Origin of the sequence: Mangrovimonas sp. DI 80 (assembly GCF_001975575.1) — a bacterium.
Classification (GTDB): domain Bacteria; phylum Bacteroidota; class Bacteroidia; order Flavobacteriales; family Flavobacteriaceae; genus Mangrovimonas_A; species Mangrovimonas_A xylaniphaga.
Genome location: NZ_MSDT01000005.1, coordinates 280445 through 300351 on the forward strand (window position 1 = coordinate 280445; position 19907 = coordinate 300351).

The 19907-nt window shown below is 38.3% G+C and carries 12 protein-coding genes; 7 read left to right on the forward strand and 5 right to left on the reverse strand.

Features of this window, described 5'->3' with window-relative positions; genetic code table 11:
- Positions 1 to 68: 68 nt before the first annotated feature.
- On the reverse strand, positions 69 to 2843 hold the full coding sequence (locus BKM32_RS10995) for a S9 family peptidase (protein WP_076663830.1): 2775 nt from the start codon (positions 2841 to 2843) through the stop codon (positions 69 to 71).
- 314 nt (positions 2844 to 3157) lie between these two features.
- Here BKM32_RS10995 and BKM32_RS11000 point away from each other — a divergent pair, with 314 nt between their 5' ends.
- The 4 genes from BKM32_RS11000 to BKM32_RS11015 all read left to right on the forward strand — a co-directional run bounded on the left by BKM32_RS11000 (position 3158) and on the right by BKM32_RS11015 (position 12432).
- Positions 3158 to 4966 (forward strand): LysM peptidoglycan-binding domain-containing protein, encoded by a 1809-nt coding sequence (locus tag BKM32_RS11000; RefSeq protein ID WP_076663831.1) that lies wholly within the window; start codon positions 3158 to 3160, stop codon positions 4964 to 4966.
- A gap of 113 nt (positions 4967 to 5079) precedes the next feature.
- Positions 5080 to 9597: a gliding motility-associated C-terminal domain-containing protein gene (locus BKM32_RS11005; RefSeq protein ID WP_076663832.1), complete on the forward strand. Its 4518-nt coding sequence runs from the start codon at positions 5080 to 5082 to the stop codon at positions 9595 to 9597.
- Positions 9598 to 9615: 18 nt separating this feature from the next.
- Positions 9616 to 10554, forward strand: coding sequence for a type IX secretion system membrane protein PorP/SprF (locus BKM32_RS11010; RefSeq protein WP_076663833.1), 939 nt, complete (start codon positions 9616 to 9618; stop codon positions 10552 to 10554).
- A 12-nt stretch (positions 10555 to 10566) separates the two neighbouring features.
- Positions 10567 to 12432, forward strand: coding sequence for an OmpA family protein (locus BKM32_RS11015; protein WP_076663834.1), 1866 nt, complete (start codon positions 10567 to 10569; stop codon positions 12430 to 12432).
- A 114-nt stretch (positions 12433 to 12546) separates the two neighbouring features.
- Here the strand turns inward: BKM32_RS11015 and BKM32_RS11020 are convergent, their stop codons facing one another.
- A complete protein-coding gene (locus tag BKM32_RS11020) occupies positions 12547 to 13464 on the reverse strand; it encodes an EamA family transporter (protein ID WP_076663835.1) in 918 nt (305 codons plus the stop codon).
- A gap of 133 nt (positions 13465 to 13597) precedes the next feature.
- Positions 13598 to 14698: a nickel-binding protein gene (locus BKM32_RS11025; RefSeq protein ID WP_076663836.1), complete on the reverse strand. Its 1101-nt coding sequence runs from the start codon at positions 14696 to 14698 to the stop codon at positions 13598 to 13600.
- A 119-nt stretch (positions 14699 to 14817) separates the two neighbouring features.
- On the opposite strand from BKM32_RS11025, the gene BKM32_RS16635 reads away from it, so the two are divergent.
- Positions 14818 to 14949 carry a hypothetical protein gene (locus BKM32_RS16635; RefSeq protein ID WP_256385857.1) on the forward strand — a complete coding sequence of 44 codons (132 nt, stop codon included), beginning with the start codon at positions 14818 to 14820 and terminating at the stop codon, positions 14947 to 14949.
- A 72-nt stretch (positions 14950 to 15021) separates the two neighbouring features.
- On the opposite strand, the gene BKM32_RS11030 is transcribed toward BKM32_RS16635, so the two are convergent.
- Both BKM32_RS11030 and BKM32_RS16505 read right to left on the reverse strand, forming a co-directional pair.
- Positions 15022 to 16578 (reverse strand): DEAD/DEAH box helicase, encoded by a 1557-nt coding sequence (locus BKM32_RS11030; RefSeq protein WP_053977816.1) that lies wholly within the window; start codon positions 16576 to 16578, stop codon positions 15022 to 15024.
- A gap of 72 nt (positions 16579 to 16650) precedes the next feature.
- Positions 16651 to 16824 (reverse strand): hypothetical protein, encoded by a 174-nt coding sequence (locus tag BKM32_RS16505; RefSeq protein WP_157503254.1) that lies wholly within the window; start codon positions 16822 to 16824, stop codon positions 16651 to 16653.
- A 93-nt stretch (positions 16825 to 16917) separates the two neighbouring features.
- Between BKM32_RS16505 and BKM32_RS11035 the strand changes: the two genes are divergently transcribed.
- Both BKM32_RS11035 and recQ read left to right on the forward strand, forming a co-directional pair.
- Positions 16918 to 17727: a DUF1853 family protein gene (locus tag BKM32_RS11035; RefSeq protein WP_076663837.1), complete on the forward strand. Its 810-nt coding sequence runs from the start codon at positions 16918 to 16920 to the stop codon at positions 17725 to 17727.
- A gap of 85 nt (positions 17728 to 17812) precedes the next feature.
- On the forward strand, positions 17813 to 19906 hold the full coding sequence (recQ, locus tag BKM32_RS11040) for a DNA helicase RecQ (protein WP_076663838.1): 2094 nt from the start codon (positions 17813 to 17815) through the stop codon (positions 19904 to 19906).
- Position 19907 lies beyond the last annotated feature (1 nt).

Consider the following 19907-nt stretch of genomic DNA (forward strand, 5'->3'; position numbering starts at 1 on the left):
CTAATTTATTTTATTTCCAGATTTCAACAAAAAAGCCTCCCGTACAGGAGGCCTTCTTTTGCGAAATTTTAATGTTCCAAGAGCTCATACCCCTGTTCTACACCCTTTTCAATAGCGGGAACACCTTTTTCCATCCAAAGTGGTTTTGGAGCTCCTTTCAGGAAATAATCAAAATACTGTGCCAACCTGATGTTGAAATCTTTTTTGTTTTGATATTTCTGCGGCCAGTGAGGTTCTCCTTCATAATTCAAAAACCATGAGGGTTTTCCTAATCTTCTTAAACTTACAAACAGTTCGATGCCTTGGTACCAAGGCACATGACCATCGGCATCGTTATGCATAATCAATAACGGTGTGTGAATTTTATCGATATTGAAAATAGGCGAGTTTTCAATATAGCGCATCGGGTACTCCCAAGGCGTACCTCCTATTCTACTTTGCCCATGCTCATACTGAAACTGTCTGCTTAAACCTGTCCACCATCTAATGCCTCCATAAGCACTAATCATATTAGGCACAGGTGCTCCTGCTTCTGCAGCTTTAAACATATTGGTTTTGGTCACCAAATAAGCAATCTGGTACCCACCCCAACTGTGGCCTTGAACCCCAATATTGTCTTTATCAACAAAACCTTTCTCGATTAAAGAGGCAACTCCGGGAAGCACACAATTTAAGGAACTTTCTCCTGGATATCCTTCGCGATAAGTGACATCCGGATTGAAAATCAAATACCCTCTACTGGCATAAAAACTGTAGTTGATGGTAGACCTTCCAAACGAAGGCGTATGATGCTTATATAAATTATCTGAACTGCGCTCGTAGAAATTCACCAGCATTGGATAGGTTTTGTTAGGATCGAAATTTTCAGGTTTCACCAACATTCCCGTCATAGGTTTACCATCCAAGGAATTCCAATGTACCAACTCAATCGTTCCCCAATTAAATTCCGATTGCTGCGGATTGGCATCACTTAAACAGACATCTGTTTTAAAATCATCCTCTGTCAGCCTAAGGTCTGGGAATTCTTCAAAAGATTCCCGAGTAAAGACTAAAGCATCATGATTATCAGCTTTCTTTGGTTTGCCAAATTTATAAGGTCCATAAACCAATTCTTGTAGGTTGTTTGTTTTAGGATTGAATTGAGCAAATCCAGATTCCTTGGTTTCATCATTGAAAATAGACAATAACCAAGTTCCATTTGGATCTATTGACTCCTCCTCCTTATTCAATTTGATATGCCTGTAAACCTTTTTGGAGTTTCTTCCATTGGTAAGCTTGCTGCCTTTTCCTGTTTCAGGGTTGAACATCCAAATATCATAACGATCATAAAGCAACAATGCTTTATCGTCTGTCGTCCATCCAGCACTTCCATAAGCATAGGGAGGTAATGGTACATCATTCAACTCATCGGCAAAGACCATTCCTTTGGTCAATTCTATTTTTGTTCCTTTTTTTATGTTATACACAAACCAAGTGCTATCAACTTCATGATAACCGTAAACATAATTACCCTTAGGACTTAATTTGGCCGATGGAACAGCACTTAAAACTGGAGTGGTTTTACCATCCTTTGTATTGATAATGGCATAATCCCTTAACCACATTCCAGACCATTGACTTTCCAAAGTATAGGGTTGCTCTGTATAAGCCAAAGCCCATTCTGCATTCCCGTGATCTTCCAATTCAACATTTGGAAATGCTTCCGTAGCCAACGGCACCACTTTATGACGCTTTAAATCGAATATTGTTGTGTACGACTTGATACTGTCTTTTTTCAATTCCAATTCCTGAACCGTGTACAATCTTGGCTCGTCGTAGGTCCAAACCTCCACATTTACAATCTCTTCGTCCAAAAGTGTCGTATCCTTTTCCACGGGAGGTTTTCTAAGTCCGAAATACAATTTGGATTCATCTCTCGAGAACATTAAATCTTCATGTGAAGACACCAAATACCCTTTAGGAGCATTAGCATTATCTACTACTTTTGAAGCTTTATCACTTCCTTCTTTCCATACAAATAACTCATTGGGTCTAGCATGAACTTTAGTAGTATCTTGATCTGCAATGAATCCTAGATATTTCCCCGACTCACTAAAGTTGATATGAGAATACGTTGCTCTTTTTACATCGTGAACTTTAGTACTTTTTTTACTGTTCAAATCCACTACAAATACACCAGCATTTTCGTTGTTTTCATCTCCTGTAGTTGTGTAAGCCAATCTATTGCCGAACTTAGAAAACGTGTAATTGGTTACATATTTAATGGTATCCCCCTGTAAGGAGCTCAAGTTCATCAACACCAAAAGAAAACCATTCTTCTTATTGGTCTTTTTTTCCTTCTTATCCGAAGCTTCGGATGAACCTTCACTGTCCTTGGATTTCTTATTAATTGCCTCCAACTCCATCGCTACAAATCCCGACCATTTTTCTGGAATCTTATACGATTTTAGATTCCCAAACTTGAACAAAGCACGTCGATCCAAATTAAAAATAGCCAAGGAATCTTTTGGCAAATCTTTCGTATCTACTTTCCTGCGTTTCATAGCCAAAATAGAATCGTTTAAAGGATTGACTTCAAAAAGCAAATATTTGGAATCAAAAGTAAACTGCCCTTTTTGGGCATGTTCATGTTCTAAAATTGATGCACCGGATTTGTCCTTAACTTCTAAAGAAGAATTGAAATTCTCAACAGCCAAATCATAGACCACAAATTGTCCATTAGGAGAAATTTGAGAGTGTTGAATGGTTTTCCAATTCGCTACATCGGCATGGTTCATTACTTTTTTTTGGGAAAACATAGGGAAAGCCAACAAACAAAGTAGGCCAGAAATGTAAATTTTCATTGGGTAGTTTTTAAAAGAGAACAAAGATAATTATTTAGGAAAAAACACTCCAAAATTTAAAATTCATTAACAATCAATATATAAGCTATTTCTTCTTGCTAACAATCACAACTTAACCATAGCTTAACATTACCAAAAAAATAACAGTATTCATTAATTTTATAAAATTCAAAAAATGAAGATTCTTCAAAAATTTTAAATGGAAACACTTGATTGTTAATAAATTGTTGACAAGAACCCAGAAAAGATGACGGTATAAGGCATTTTTTATTAATTTTAATTTTTAAACAAAGCCACAAATAATAGACCTTTTCATGAAAATATTTTACAATGTTTTTATCTTTTTCTTATGCTGTTTCCAACTAGCAAACGCTCAGCAAAACACTATAAAACACAAAGTTAAGAAGGGTGAAAACGTGTATCGTATTGGCTTAAAGTACGGTGTTAGCCCAGAACAAATCTACCAACTCAATCCTGGTAGTTCAGAAAGTATTTACGTAGGGCAAGTGTTAATTATTCCTTCTTCGAAAGAAAATTCTTCCACAACAACCAGTACATCACAAACTACTAACGGTAGTTTTACACATATTGTTAAGCAAGGAGAAACCAAATTTGGATTGGCCAAACAATTTGGTATCAGTATTGCCGAATTGGAGCATGACAATCCGCAAATTAAAGATGGTTTACAGGTTGGTCACGAACTAACCATCAACAAAGGAACCTCTGGAGTTTCTACATCAGTAAAGCCTTCATATACTACTACCAATCCTTCTACCGTAGATGAAGCTGTGGAAACCTTAAAAAAAGCAAATGGTAAGGTAGAATACTACTCATATAAAATTAAATCAAAGGAAACACTTTACAGTTTGTCTGTGGACGCAGGTATGAAACCTTCAGAATTCCTGATTTTGAACCCAGAACTTGTTAATGGAGTTAAGGAAGGTGATATAGTTAAGATGCCTAAAACAGAAACAACCAAAGCAAGTTCCTCTATAGAAGAAAACAATAGCACAACAGCAACTATTGCCGCTACGTCTTCCAAATACGACAATTTGGTAAGCACACTGAACCGCTCTAAAAACACAGAATTATTGTTTTTATTCCCTTATTCAGAAAAGGAAATGAGCGATCGTCTTCGTAATGTAAATCAATTCTCGGAAGTTCAGGATTCTGTGCTTCGTCAAAATCTAGAATTCTATAGAGGAGCACAATTGGCAATTGACTCCTTGAAAAAAATGGGACTTAAATTTGATTTGGATATAGTAAAAATGGAAAGTGAAAAACTTTTGTTGAAGCCTAATCCAAATAAAAATGCCCGTGCGGTTATTTGGCCTTTTAAAAATACAAAAACCGAGGAAGCTACCCTTATGTTTGCCACTCAAGACATTCCGGTAGTAACTTTGGAAAACACTTCCACAAAACCTGGTTTGGTAAATATATATGAAGCAGTACCTTCCCAAACCACACAACGTGAGGCCATCTTAAATTACATTAAGCGCAACTCTAGCAACAATGTCATTGTCATCAATGATAAATATAGAAGAGAAAGCAAAAACTTTATCTCTAACTGGTTGCCTGAAGCTAAATTTTTGGATGTAAAAAGTAATGGAACTTTTCAGGACGATGAGTTATTGGGCCTTTTACAAAACAGCAAAAACAATATCATTATTTTTGACACCGATAAAAATAGTACTTATTTGAGTACTACAACTTTGTTGTTAAGCCAAGTTAGCAACTACAACATTCAATTGGCGGTTATCGATTCTGATTTAATCCCAGATGATGCAGAAGTATCTTCCAAAAGATTTAGAATCTTAAAAATGATGTACCCTTCGGCATCGGCTTTAAAACAATCCAATGCTACAATTGCATTCATCAAAAAATACAAATACCAATATAAAAGTACACCAACCCAAAACGTCATCTATGGATTTGACATTACTTACGATACTTTGCTAAGAATGGCGCAATCGGGTTCCTTTGAAAATGCTGTAAAAAACAATGTCACGGAATATATAAATATCAAGTTTGACTATAGACCAAATGCTAAGGGGAGTTATGACAACAAGGGGGTTTATATCATCCAATATGATGCGGAGAGCTTTTTAAAAGAGCTGAACTGATACAATCCCGTAACATACAATAGCGATCAAATCTGTAGGAAATTATAATATTTTTTTACATTTGAGAGCACAAATTTGTTACCTAACACTAATGACCAACAACTACCCTATTTATGAGAAAAGGTAAAAACTACGCTATCAGTAAGTACCTTTTGGGCATTTACATAGTTTTATTTGGCGGCCTTTTTAACTCATTTTCACAATGTCCCACGGTGAATGATCCCATTCAGACATTTTGTGATATTGAATCTGTGCTTGTATCCGATTTGGCGGCCCAAGATAATGGAAATGGTATCGTATGGTATGACACTCCAACTTCTACAACCCCATTGGCTAATACCGATGGCCTTATAAATGGTGAAGATTATTATGCCGATGACAATTCTGGATCCTGTGGCACGCGTCAGCAGGTAACCGTAATAATTTATGGGGCTCCAATTGGGTTTAACTTCCAAGGAGTTTGTGTGGAAACTCCAGAAGATGCTACAATTTCCGATTTGATTGCCATTGGAAACGATGTGCAATGGTACCTTTCATTTTCGGGAGGAACCCCTTTGGCAGACACCACAGTGTTAATGGACAATACCATTTATTATGCCGATCAGGCCAATCCAAATACAGGATGTAGAACCTCAAGATTATCTGTTTTAGTAAATGTAGGATTGGTTCCTGTCCCCACAGGACAAGCTGTTCAGGAATTCTGTAGCGAATCGAACCCTACAGTTGCCGATTTAAGTGCTTCGGGAACTAATAATTGGTATGCTACATCTTTTTCATTTTTGCCTCTAGATCTATCTACTCCTTTAATTGATGGTGAAAATTATTATGCTACTACCATAGACCCTCCTTGTGAAAGTTTAGGTCGATTTGAAGTTACCGTAGTGATCAATTTAGCCAATGAAGCGGGTGAAGATGGCTCCTTGGACGTTTGTGAAAATGAAATAATCACAAGTCCTATTGTAAACTTATTTGATTACCTGGAAGGGTCTCCTTCTAATACCGGAACTTGGGCAGGTCCAATATCTACTTCCAATGGAAGTACAGGAACTATTGATATGAGTGGACTTACTGCTACAGGAAGTCCATATGTATTCACCTATTCAGTAGATGACACTGCAAATTGTCCTGCCGCTACAGCAACAGTTACACTAACCGTAACCGAAAACTCGAATGCAGGTATTGATGGTGCTTTAGCCCTTTGTAGCAATGGTGACCCTGAAGATTTATTTAATAGTTTAGGAGGCACACCTGAAATGGGTGGTACCTGGTCACCAGCATTAAATAGTGGAACGGGTGTTTTTGATCCTTCTTTGGATTCTACAGGTGTGTATACCTATACTGTTTTAGGGGTCCCTCCTTGTGGCGATGTAAGCGCAACAGTTACGGTTACCATTATTTCAGAACCTAATGCAGGAAATGATAATACATTTGATATCTGTTCCAATGACTCACCTCAAGATTTATTTAATAGCTTAGGAGGTACTCCTGATATTGGAGGAACCTGGTTTCCTGCCCTTACCAGTGGTTCAGGGATTTTTGACCCTACAATGGACCCCGCAGGTCTTTATACCTATACTGTATCGGGGACTGCTCCATGTGAAGATGTTTCTGCCATTGTTATTGTGAATATTATTCCTTCCGTTAATGCGGGAATTAATGGTGCTTTGGAAATTTGTGAAGAAGACACCACAACATACGATTTATTTAACTCTCTTGGAGGCTCTCCTGATATGGGTGGAACTTGGTCCCCTGCGCTTACCAGTGGCTCAGGAATTTTTGACCCTGCCATTGATACAGCAGGAACTTATACTTATACCGTTTCTGGAACGGCGCCCTGTAGTGACAGTTCAGCTTCTGTAACGGTAACCATCATTCCAAATGCGAATGCCGGAACCGATAGCTCTTTAGAAATTTGTACTTCGGACACCGCTACCTATGACCTGTTCAATAGTTTGGGAGGCACTCCCGATACAGGCGGAACTTGGTCCCCTGCCCTTGCCAGTAGTACGGGAGTTTATGATCCATCAATGGATTCCGAAGGAACCTTCACCTATACCGTTTCGGGAACTGATCCTTGTGGTGACGCTTCTGCTTCCGTAACAGTGACTATTATAGATGAGCCAAATGCTGGAACGGATGGCACCCTAGAAGTTTGCGAAAACGATGCCCCTCAAGATTTATTTGATAGTTTGGGAGGAACTCCCGATTTAGGCGGAACCTGGTCCCCTGCGCTTACCAGTGGCTCAGGAATTTTTGACCCTGCCATTGATACAGCAGGAACTTATACTTATACCGTTTCTGGAACAGCGCCTTGTAGTGACAGTTCAGCTTCTGTAACGGTAACCATCATTCCAAATGCCAATGCCGGAACCGATAGCTCTTTAGAAATTTGTACTTCGGACACCGCTACCTATGACCTGTTCAATAGTTTGGGAGGCACTCCCGATACAGGCGGAACTTGGTCCCCTGCCCTTGCCAGTGGTACGGGAGTTTATGATCCAACAGTGGATTCCGAAGGAACCTACACTTACACCGTTTCTGGAACAAATCCTTGTGGTGACGCTTCTGCTTCCGTAACAGTGACTATTGTAGACGAGCCAAATGCTGGAACTGACGGTACACTGGAAGTATGTGAAAACGATGCCCCTCAAGATTTATTCGAAAGTCTAGGAGGAACTCCTGATATCGGAGGAACCTGGTCTCCTGCACTTGCCAGCGGAACTGGATTTTTTGACCCTGCCGTTGATACAGCTGGGACTTATACTTATACCGTTTCGGGAACTGCCCCTTGTAGCGACAGTTTAGCTTCTGTAACGGTAACCATCATTCCAAATGCCAATGCAGGAATCGATGGCTCTTTAGAAATTTGTACTTCGGACACCGCTACCTACGACCTGTTTAATAGTTTAGGAGGCACTCCCGATACCGACGGAACTTGGACGCCAGCACTGGCCAGTGGTACTGGAGTTTTTGATCCAACAGTGGATTCCGAAGGAACCTATACCTATACTGTTTTAGGAACCAATCCTTGTGGTGATGCTTCTGCTTCCGTAACAGTGACTATTATAGATGAGCCAAATGCTGGAACGGATGGTACACTGGAAGTATGTGAAAGCGATGCCCCTCAAGATTTATTTGATAGTTTGGGAGGAACTCCCGATTTAGGCGGAACCTGGTCCCCTGCACTTGCCAGTGGCACGGGAATTTTTGACCCGTCTGTGGATTCTGCAGGAACTTATACTTATACCATTTCTGGAACTGCCCCTTGTAGTGACAGTTCAGCTTCTATAACGGTAACCATCATTCCAAATGCCAATGCAGGAACCGATGGCTCTCTAGAAATTTGTGCTTCCGATACAACCACCTATGACCTGTTTAATAATTTAGGAGGCACTCCCGATACCAACGGAACTTGGACGCCAGCACTGGCCAGTGGTACTGGAGTTTTTGATTCAACACTGGATTCCGAAGGAACCTACACTTACACCGTTTCTGGAACAGATCCTTGTGGTGATGCTTCTGCTTCCGTAACAGTGACTATTATAGATGAGCCAAATGCTGGAACGGATGGCACCCTAGAAGTTTGCGAAAACGATGCTCCTCAAGATTTGTTCAATACTTTAGGTGGAACTCCTGATATAGGCGGAACCTGGTCACCTGCGCTTGCCAGTGGCACGGGAATTTTTGACCCTGCCATTGATTCGGCAGGCACCTACACATACACAATTATCAATTCTGGTTGTAATATTGAAGTTTCAGCATCAATAACTGTAATCGTTATTGACTCACCTAATATTGATGCAGCCCGTATGCAGGCACATGATATTTGTCTAGGATATTCTAATAACGTGACAATTTCATTAGCGCTTCAATTAGAAGACGGATTTTACGATATTTCTTATGAGCTTACTGTAGCAAACAATGTATACAATACTATTACTGTCGAATTCATTGGAGGAGATACTAACTTTACAATTCCTTCACAAGAATTGACAAATAAAGGGAACACTACTATTACCATCACAGGAATTAGTTTTCCCAATTCTACTTGTACTCAGGAAGGTGTACTATTAGTCACTAATTTTAATGTACTTGATAATCCAACTCCAGAACTATCGGATAATGGTCATATTTTCTGCGGGGAGTTTGAACCTACCGTTGCAGACCTCTCTGCCAATATCATCGATTCCAACATCATCATTTGGTATGATGCCCCTGTAGATGGTAATGCTTTGGAAGATTCTCAACCTCTTGAAAATGGAGCCACCTATTACGCGGCCATGATTTCAGATGATGGTTGTGAAAGCGTTATCCGATTGGATGTAACTGTAACTTTAGACCAATGTTTTGTCATTCCTGATGGGTTTTCTCCAAATGATGATGGTATCAACGACACCTTTACCATTCCTAATTTAAGAGATTTATATCCCGATTTCACACTAGAAATTTATAACAGATACGGCAACGTTTTATATAAAGGAGACACCAACACCCCTGATTGGAATGGAGAATCAAAAAAGGGTGTAACTCTGGGGAATGGAGTTTGTCCGGTAGGCGTTTATTTTTACATTTTGAATTTTAATGATGGGGAGACAAAAGCTATTCAGGGACGAGTTTATCTTAGCAGATAGGTCTTATAAAATTAATATATGACACTTAAAAAAATAACATACCGCATCAGTGTTTTGATGTTTTTACTTGGATTGACGGCCCAATCCCAGCAGGATCCCCAGTATACGCAATACATGTTTAATATGAGCGTCATTAACCCTGCCTATGCCACAGATGATCCTAACACCATTAATCTTGGAGGCTTTTACCGTGCCCAATGGGTAGGTTCCGAAGGCGGTCCAACTACGGGTACTTTTTTTGCCCACACTCCCATTGCCAATCGGCTTGAAGGAGGGATTTCGGTGGTACACGACCAAATTGGAGACGTTGTAAAAGAAACCAATGCTTATGTAGATGTGGCTTACATCATCCCAATGAGTGAACATACTAAACTGTCCTTTGGAATTAAGGCTGGCGCGACGTTTTTTAGTACCAACTTTAACGGATTTGTCTATTCCGATCCTGAACTAGACCCTGCTTTCCAGTCCAATTTAAGCGAAACCTTCCCGAACATTGGGGCGGGAGCGTTCTATTTTGGTGAAAAATTTTACGCAGGTCTTTCTGTGCCAAATATTTTACGTTCGGAACACCTTAAAAACGCGAGCGGTATTATCACCAGTGGCGCTGAAGAAATCCATTTCTTTTTAACCGGAGGTTATGTATTTCAATTGAATGACAATTTAAAATTGAAACCTACTTTTATGACCAAGGCTGTCTCTGGTGCACCAATGTCTTTGGATCTAACCACCAACGTCCTTATTAATGAGATGGTAGAATTTGGTGTAGGCTATCGCTTTGACGATTCGGTAAGTGGATTAATCAATTTCAGGATTACAAAATCATTAAGATTCGGATACGCTTATGATTATACGCTTTCTAATTTAGGCAAATTCAATTCGGGTTCGCATGAAGTCATGCTGCTGTTTGACATCAGTAAATTTGGTGTAGGATATGATAAATCCCCAAGATTTTTCTAATAGCTTTTTAATATGAAAAACATTGTTTTACTAATATCATTTTTTTTAACAGTTTCCTTGGGGTTTGGACAAAAGGCTAGTGCTTCCAAAGCCAGAAAACTGTTTGAAAACAGAGCATATTCGGAAGCTGCCTCGATGTACCAGTCCTTACCTAAAACAAAGGAAAACCTTCAAAATTTAGGCGATTCTTATTTCTTTAATGCCCAAATGTCTAAAGCAAGTAATGCTTACGGACAATTGTTTGCTACTAACGATAGTTTGGCCAAGGACTACTATTTTAGATATGGACAGGCCCTCAAAGCAAGTGGTGATTTTAAAACTGCCGACAGCATTCTTAGTATCTATACTGGTGAGGTCATGGATACTCCAAAATTGAAACGCACTTTAAGCGCCATTGTGCCTTATGTTTATGAATTGAAGCCATTGAAAAATAGCACTTCTGGTGATTTCGGTATCGGTTGGCATGGGGACAATGTTGTATTTTCAGCCTATAGAAATAATGAAAATCCAACTTACGAATGGAACAACAAACCTTATTTGGATTTGTATGAAGCTTCTCTTTCAGAAGAAAAGGATGCCTTGGAAAACATTGAACCTTTTTCTGAGGATATCAATACCAAAACACATGAAAGTAATGCCACTTTCTCGTCAGATGGAAAAACCATGTACTTTTCCAGAACCAACGATAAACGCGTAAAAATTGGTGACGATAAAATTGCCACCATTAAATTATACAAAGCAGAATTGGTTGATGGCAAATGGACCAATGTTCAAGTGTTGCCTTTTTGTAGCGACACCTACTCTACGCAACATCCATTTTTAAACCCTAGCAACACCAAACTGTTCTTTTCAAGTGATATGCCGGGTTCATTAGGGTCCTTTGATATTTATTCTGTAGACATTACCGCCGATGGCTTTGGGACTCCTGTAAATTTAGGGGAAGTCATCAATACAGCCCATAGAGAACAATTCCCATTTATGGACCAAAGCGAAACCTTATACTTCGCCTCCGATGGACACCAAGGTCTGGGAAATTTGGACATTTTTATGAGTAATGGCTATGCTGGATTTTATTCAAAACCAATCAATTTGGGAGAGACCATCAATTCTGGAATGGACGATTTTGGATATGTACTTAATGAAGATGTACAGAAAGGCTTCATTTCTTCCAACCGAAGTGGTGAAGACCTCATTTATGCATTTTTAAGAATCCCTAACAAAAAACGCTATATCGTTGAAGGTGTCGTAATTGACAAAAACACCAAGGAACTACTTCCCGGAACAACTGTAACCCTTTATGATGATAAAGGAGAACTTGTTGGACAAACGATTGTTGGAGAAGATGCTAAATACGCCTTTAGCACCAAGCCAAACCAACTCTATAAAATTATGGGACACAGGGATCTATATGCCCTAGGAGAACAAGAGTTTACCACTAATGACGACGGTAGGTTTGAGTTCAACATTGAATTGGAAATTGAATCTTATGACGATGCCGAAGATATTATTGTAACTAAAAATGATGGCTACATGTATATTGAACTGGAAAACATCTATTTTGATTTTGGAAAGTGGGATATCAAACCTCAAGCGGCTAGCATTTTGGACATCATGGTAGGCTTATTGAAGAAATACCCACTAATGGAAGTACAATTGGGAGCTCATACCGATTCTAGAAGTAGTGAAGAGTACAACCTTAACCTTTCAAATAATAGAGCGCAATCTACCTTGGAATATCTGGTAGCGAATGGTATAGAGCGTTCTCGTTTGAGATCTAAAGGATATGGTGAAAGCCAGCCGTTGGTTGATTGTAAAGACGATTGTACGGAAGAAGAGCACTCCATCAACAGACGTTGTGAGTTCTTAATTTTGAAATAAATTTGAATTATCTAGAACTAATTCAATAGCAATAAAAAAGCTGTTTCGTCATTGAAACAGCTTTTTTTAATTTATAATCTTCCTTGTACTTCTTTCCAATTTAAAAGTAACCTATCATCTTTTAAATCTGGAAAATATTTCCAAAGTCTTTTTGGTATTGATAAAATACACTCCCGTTAACAATACTGCAGCGGCTACAATGGATTGTGCCGTGATGTGTTCGTTTAAAAAATACCAACCTAAAACCAGGGCTACTATAGGATTGACATAAGTGGACGTAGCTACCTTTTCTGGAGACACCGTTTTCAATAAATAATTAAAGGATGTGAAAGCCACAATACTTCCCAATAAAATTAAAAGTACCATAGAAATAACCACCGAATTCTCCCATTCGGCAGGCATCACCCATTGCTCCTGAAAAATCAAACTGGCCAATAGCAACATAATACCTCCTGTTAACATTTGGTAACCGGTATTCACAAAATAGTTCTTTGGCAATTCAGCCTTCCCTACAAACAAGCTCCCGTACGCCCAGCTCAACAAACAGCATAAAATCATGACCATTCCAATTATTGAACCTTCTTTGCTTACAATTTCATTTTGGCTGACCAACAAATAAATCCCGATAACTCCCAATACAACTCCAATGACGGACATTGGTTGTATTTTCTTTCCTTGCAGAATCCGCATTAAAATAAGCACAATTAAAGGTTGTGCGGAAATTTCCAAAGCTGCAAAACCACTATCTACATATTTTAAGGCCCACACGACAACACCATTACCGAAGGTTAAAAATAAAAAGCCAGCAAAAATGGTATTCAATAGTTGCCGGGAAGAAATCTTTAATGAAATCCTCATAATTTTTGAGATGATAAAAATCAAGATTCCCGCTGTTATGAACCTTACAGAGGCCAACATAAAAGGTGGCAATTGTGCCACGGCAATTTTATTCAACAGATATGTGGAGCCCCAAATGACATAGATTGAAAAGAATGCAAGGATGATTAAAGTAGTATTCCGCGATGTACCCATTGTGATATTTTGAAACCGCAATATTACGCATAATCGCTCATACAACTTTTATATTACAAACGATTTAATTTTAAAAAAATCCAGTTGTAATTAACTGAATTCAAGGGAGGTTTAAAGTTGTAATTGTTAACAACTAAAAGTTGATGGCTCGGGTTTTGAGATAATCTGAAGGAAGAATACCATAAGCCTCCTGAAAGCATTTTGTAAAATAGGCCGGACTGTTAAAGCCCGTCTCAAAAGCAATTTCGGAAATATTGCCTTTTTTCTTTTCCATAAATTCACAGGCCTTTTTTAGACGATACTCCTTAATAAAGGAATTGAGGGATTTATTGGTTAAGCCCTGCATCTTTCGGTATACCTGCGATTTACTGAACCCTAAACTCTTACTGAAAGATTCGACGCTTAAATCGGTGTCATTCCAAGACTTTTCAATATGCTCCATCAAAATGGAAAGAAATTTTTCTTCGGAAGGACTTAAGCTGTGGGTTTGTTCATCAGCAATAAAAACATTCAGGTTTTCACTTTCAAATAAATTCCGAACTTCGGAAGACAACACAATAGGACCTGTCACAATATCACACATCCATTCGGCAAACTTCACAGTTTCATCAAAAATCCCGCCTTTATCATTAAAAGGCACTCCTGTACACAAACCAATATTGAGCTTTAAATTGGTGTTTTTATGTTTAGAAATGTATTTTTTGAATTTCGCCTGAATCTCAATCGCACACATCACGGCATTGGTGACAGATTTAAAAGATACCAATCCATAGTTTTTATTGAGTTTGACGATACTGCCTTCAAAACGGATAATGAGGCCCTTGAAATATTCCTGTAAAGCAATGGTAAAAGAGGAATCTACGGTAAAGCTTTCGTATTCAAAACCACTCACCATAATAATTCTATATGCCGACTCTGAGATTACATTTAGCTCACCACCACCTTTAAAGTCGGGATCTTTAATGCGACCCAAAAAAGCTTCTACCACCATGGGATCCACTTCAATTATGGCATGTGGTAAAGCGCCGTGGGCATGATCGTGCATTTTTTTAAGTGCCTCTTTGTTGGGGGCCTCAATCAAACAAAATGCGGTTCCTTTTTCATCATCGCACCAATAGGTCATTCCCTTACAGCCATACAAATGCTGAACCTTTAGGTCCTCTTGATGCATTCTTGCCACGTGCTCCGACGTTATCTCGGCAGGAATGTTGTGACGATCCATATAGATTGGCATATTGGTGGTTTTTATGCAATTTAACAAATTTAAAGTGATTTAACAATTAAAGTGCATTTCCTTCAATTTCATTTACTTATCTTTAAATAATTCTTTATGGAATATAAAAATGCTATAAAATGAAAAATCTACTACGTGCTTTATTGGCTGGCTTTGGGGCTAAAAAAATTGGAGGAGGAAAATGTGGTTGTATTGGTGTGATTATTGTATTTATTATCCTGTATTGGCTTTTGGGCTATGTCATAAATTAAATTCTATAAAAAAGGGGCAACTGTTTAGTTGCCCCTTCTTTATTTATAATATTTACTTTACACCATTACCAATTAGTCTTCTGGTGGATATCCGTGGATATCCTCGAATACTTCATCAAAATTCTTTCTTAAATACGTTTTTAAGCGCATACGGTAATCCTCATGTAACCATTTCACAAAATTATGGGTACTGTTACTAATGCATTGGGTATAACGCTCCAAACGGTGGTTGATATCCCCATCTAACAATTTCACCAAAGCCAAAGCATCGTAAACATCTTCGCTGTTTTCTACACAAATTTTGGCATGATGCTCTATAGAACGCTCCAATAACACTTTTGAAGATTCTCCATTGTTTACTGAATCGATATAAGCCTGCTTCACATCGAAATAAACATCTTCAGACTTTGCAAATTCAGCTCGAATATCGTCTGGCATTTCGTATCTGAAATTGCTTTCAATATCTTCATCATTGGTGATATTGTCCAAATAGTAATCTGGAGAACTGAATATTTTCTGCCAATCTATATCGGCACCCCAAGGTCCAAATCGATGCAGGTTGTTCCCCAAATCGATAATACTGAATTTACTCTTGTTTTTAAAGATCCTGGAACCACGACCAACCATCTGGTAATACAATGCCAAGGACTTGGTGGCTCTGTTCAAAATAATGGTTTCTACAGAGGGTTCGTCAAAACCTGTGGTCAAGATACTCACCGAAGTTAAAATGGCATCTGGGGTTTCCTTAAACCATTTTAGGATTTGTTTACGTTCCTTTTTAGAAGCCGTATTATCCAAATGAGCTACTGGATAACCTGCTCTTTTAAACGTATCATACACATACAAAGACGTGTTGATACCGTTGTTGAAAATCAAGGTCTTTTTCCCTTTGGAATGCGCTTCATACGCATACAACAGCTTTTTAAGCATGTCTGTATTCGTATACAAGTCTTCCGAAGATTTTACGGTATAATCTCCGTTAGAACCAATTTCCAAAGTGGTCAAACCAACATTATAAGCGTAAGTTTCGGCACGTGCCAAAAACTCATTTTCAATAAGCGATTCAATGGTTTCACCCGTAATCAACTCATTGTAATTCTTTTTCATTGGGAAATCCTTGTTGGAACTAAGCGGTGTAGCCGTAACTCCTAAAATAAAAGACTTCTCAAAGTATTTAAACAATTTGGTGAATGAGTTATAGTGAGCCTCGTCAATAATCACCAAACCAACATCTGAAATATCAAGCATGTCCTCCTGTAAACGATTGTTCAAGGTTTCTACCATGGCCACAAAACAGCTATACTCCTTTTGGTCGTCAAGATTGGCCTTACTGTGTATCACCTTGTTGGTAACCTTAAACTCTGTAAGCATTTTAGAAGTTTGCTTACACAACTCGATTCGGTGGGTCAATACCAAAACCTTCTTGTCATGATTTTTCAGGTACTGGCGAACCAATTCCGAAAAAATTACGGTCTTCCCTCCACCTGTTGGCAACTGGTACAAAAGGTGGTAATCATCTGGCGCTTCATCAAATCGCTTGAATACTTTTTCAATCGCTTTTTTCTGGTAACTGTATAAGTCTTTCTCAACGGTATTCTCCTTCACTTCTAAAACGGTAGTATCAGACATTAATATCAATTTATAGTTTAAATATTACACATTAACATGTTGAAATATAATAAATTACAATGAAATAATTTATTAAAAAGAGCTGTAAGATGTTTTACAGTTTACAAATACCAAATGGCTTTGTTCCTGTAACATAAATGGAATAATTACCTCTTCCATCGAGCCTGAAATATAAGCCCTAATGGATTGGAAGAGTTCTGTGAAAAGTGTATTACGGATTCCTAAATCTAATAATGCAAACATCATTTACGCAATTGGGCTGCAAAGGTAAAGTTATTATAGATGTTTTTGGAATTAAAACTCTAAAAGTTATCGTAAATTCGAATTTTAACACTTGTAATGGACTACAAAAAGTTGAAATTACGCTACATTGGATACTACGAAACACCTATACTCTGGAAAGGTGACACTATTTATGGTTTACGGCAGCTGGAATTGCAAAAGCTCCCCTTACAACCCTTCAATGAAGATATTAAAGGTCCTTTACGTTTAGGGAAGCTAGCCGAACAATTTGTATCCCATAGTTTTAAAGCTCATCAAAACATCCAAGTTATTGCTTCAGGAATTCAAATTCAAAAGAACCAAAGAACACTGGGAGAACTGGACGCCATCATTACATTGGATGATACACCCATACATCTTGAAATTATTTACAAGTTCTATTTGTATGACGAACAAACGGGAACGAATGAGATTGAGCATTGGATAGGCCCTAACAAAAAGGACAGTCTCATTCAAAAATTGGAAAAACTGAAAAATAAACAACTTCCATTGTTACATCAACCTGAAAGTCAAAATTTCCTAAAACAGCTATCAATCGAGCCAGAGCTCATGGAGCAACGAGTTCTTTTTAAAGCACAACTCTTTGTGCCGTGGAACAAGGAACATATTGAGTTCTCTAAAATCAACCAAGATTGTATTCAAGGATTTTATATTAAGGAAAAGGAATTACCGCATTTCAAAGATTGTAAGTGTTACATGCCTCCCAAATTGGACTGGTTCATAATCCCTCATCCAGAAGTAAACTGGCAAACATATGCCGTTATTGAATCATTACTTTTAGACCTTCTAAACCAACAAACCTCCCCACTTGTTTGGGTCAAACATCCCAACGGAATGATTTCAAAATGCTTTATAGTTTGGTGGTGAGTGTTTATTAAATTTGATAACTCTTACCTATTTCGTTTTAATTACAATTACGATTTATCTAATTTGCGCAGCTCTTATCTATGTTATGCAAAGCACCTTAATTTCCACACTAAAAACCTATTTTGGGTATGACACCTTTAGAAGCGAACAACAACAGATTATAGAAACCGTTGTTTCAGGAAATGATTGCTTAGTAATTATGCCTACAGGAGGCGGAAAATCTATCTGTTACCAACTACCAGCTTTACTTTTTGAAGGCATCACTTTAGTAGTTTCTCCTTTGATTGCGCTAATGAAAGACCAAGTGGACGGTTTACTTGCCAATGGTATTTCTGCAGCCTTCTTTAATAGCAGTCAAAGCAGCGAGGAACAGCAGCAAATCCTTGAAAAAGTTTACAAAAAGGAACTCAAATTATTATATGTAGCCCCGGAAAGCCTTGCCGGTTTACAGCCAATTTTAACCAAACAGCATTTGAGTTGCATTGCCATAGATGAAGCGCACTGTATTTCAAGTTGGGGACATGATTTTAGACCTTCCTATCAAGCTTTGGGTTTTCTAAAAAACTCATTGCCTAATATCCCAATCATTGCCCTAACGGCAACAGCAGACAAAGCCACACGCGAGGATATTGTAACCCAATTAAACATTCCAACAGCAAAACAATTTATATCCTCCTTTGACCGAAAAAATATAGCACTAGATGTAAGACCTGCCAATAACAGAATAAATCAGATAGTCAAATACGTGACCGACAGGCCGAATCAATCAGGGATTATATATTGTTTAAGTAGAAAAACCACCGAAAGCATTTCTAAAAAACTTAATGACTTTGGCTTTTCATCTTGCGCCTACCACGCAGGCTTGAGTCACGAGGAACGAGAGAGAGTTCAAGAGGATTTTATCTACGACAATATTAAAATTGTTTGTGCCACCATAGCTTTTGGAATGGGAATTGACAAATCCAACGTCCGTTATGTCATCCATTATAATATGCCTAAAAACATAGAGGGCTATTACCAGGAAATTGGTCGTGCAGGACGTGACGGTCTGGATTCCAATGCCATCTTATTCCATAGCTACGCAGATGTCATCCAACTGCGGAATTTTGCTCAAGGTGCCAGTAATGAAGAGGTACAGATTGCAAAATTAGATAGGATGAAACAGTTTTCGGAAGCTACCAGTTGCCGCCGAAAAATTTTGTTAAGTTATTTTGGAGAGTTACTTTCTGAGAATTGCAATAATTGTGATGTCTGTAATAATCCACCTCAGTTTTTTGATGGAACTATCATCGCTCAAAAAGCATTGTCAACAATTGCAAGGTTAAAAGAAACTGAAGCCATAGGAAATGTAATTGACGTTTTGAGAGGTGCCCAAAACGCTACCGTTTTAGACAAAGGCTATAACCAACTGAAAACTTACGGCATTGGCAGGGACATTCCATGGAATCATTGGCAAAGTTATATCATCCAACTCATCAACCAAGGCTATTGTGAAATCGCTTTTCATGAATTTAACGCTCTTAAGCTTACAGCGTTTTCAAAGAACGTCCTATTTCAAAACGACACCGTATTGCTAACCAAAGTCCAAGAAATTAACTCCAAAAAAGCAACCAAAAAGGTGCCACCCCGAGCAGCTTTTGAAAACAGTGCCTTGTTTGAGCATTTGCGCCAACTGCGTCATCAAATTTCAAGAGCCAAAGGTATTCCACCCTATCAGGTGTTTAGTGATGCGGCCTTAAAAGATATGGCGCGTCTTGAACCAACTACAGAAACCGATTTTCTGGAAGTTAGTGGTGTTGGACAATACAAGCTTAATGCATATGGCGAAGATTTCATAAATGCCATTATTACTTTTAAGACCCAGAAAAAAAATAGCAAAAAGGATACTTACCTAGCTACTTTCAACCTTTACAAACAAGGAAAATCTGTTGAGGAAATAGCTGAAGAGCGTCAGTTGCATCTCAACACCATCTTTTCCCATTTGGCAAAATTATATCAAGAAGGCAAAGACATAAATATGTATGATTTTGTTTCCAAAAGCGACGTGGAAGCCATTAAAATGGCCAAGGACAAACTAAACACTCCCAAAGCTTTAAAGACCTATTTTGAATACTTTAATGAACAAATGGACTATTTTAAAATTAGAATAGCCCTAAGTATATTGGAAAGGGAATCATAGA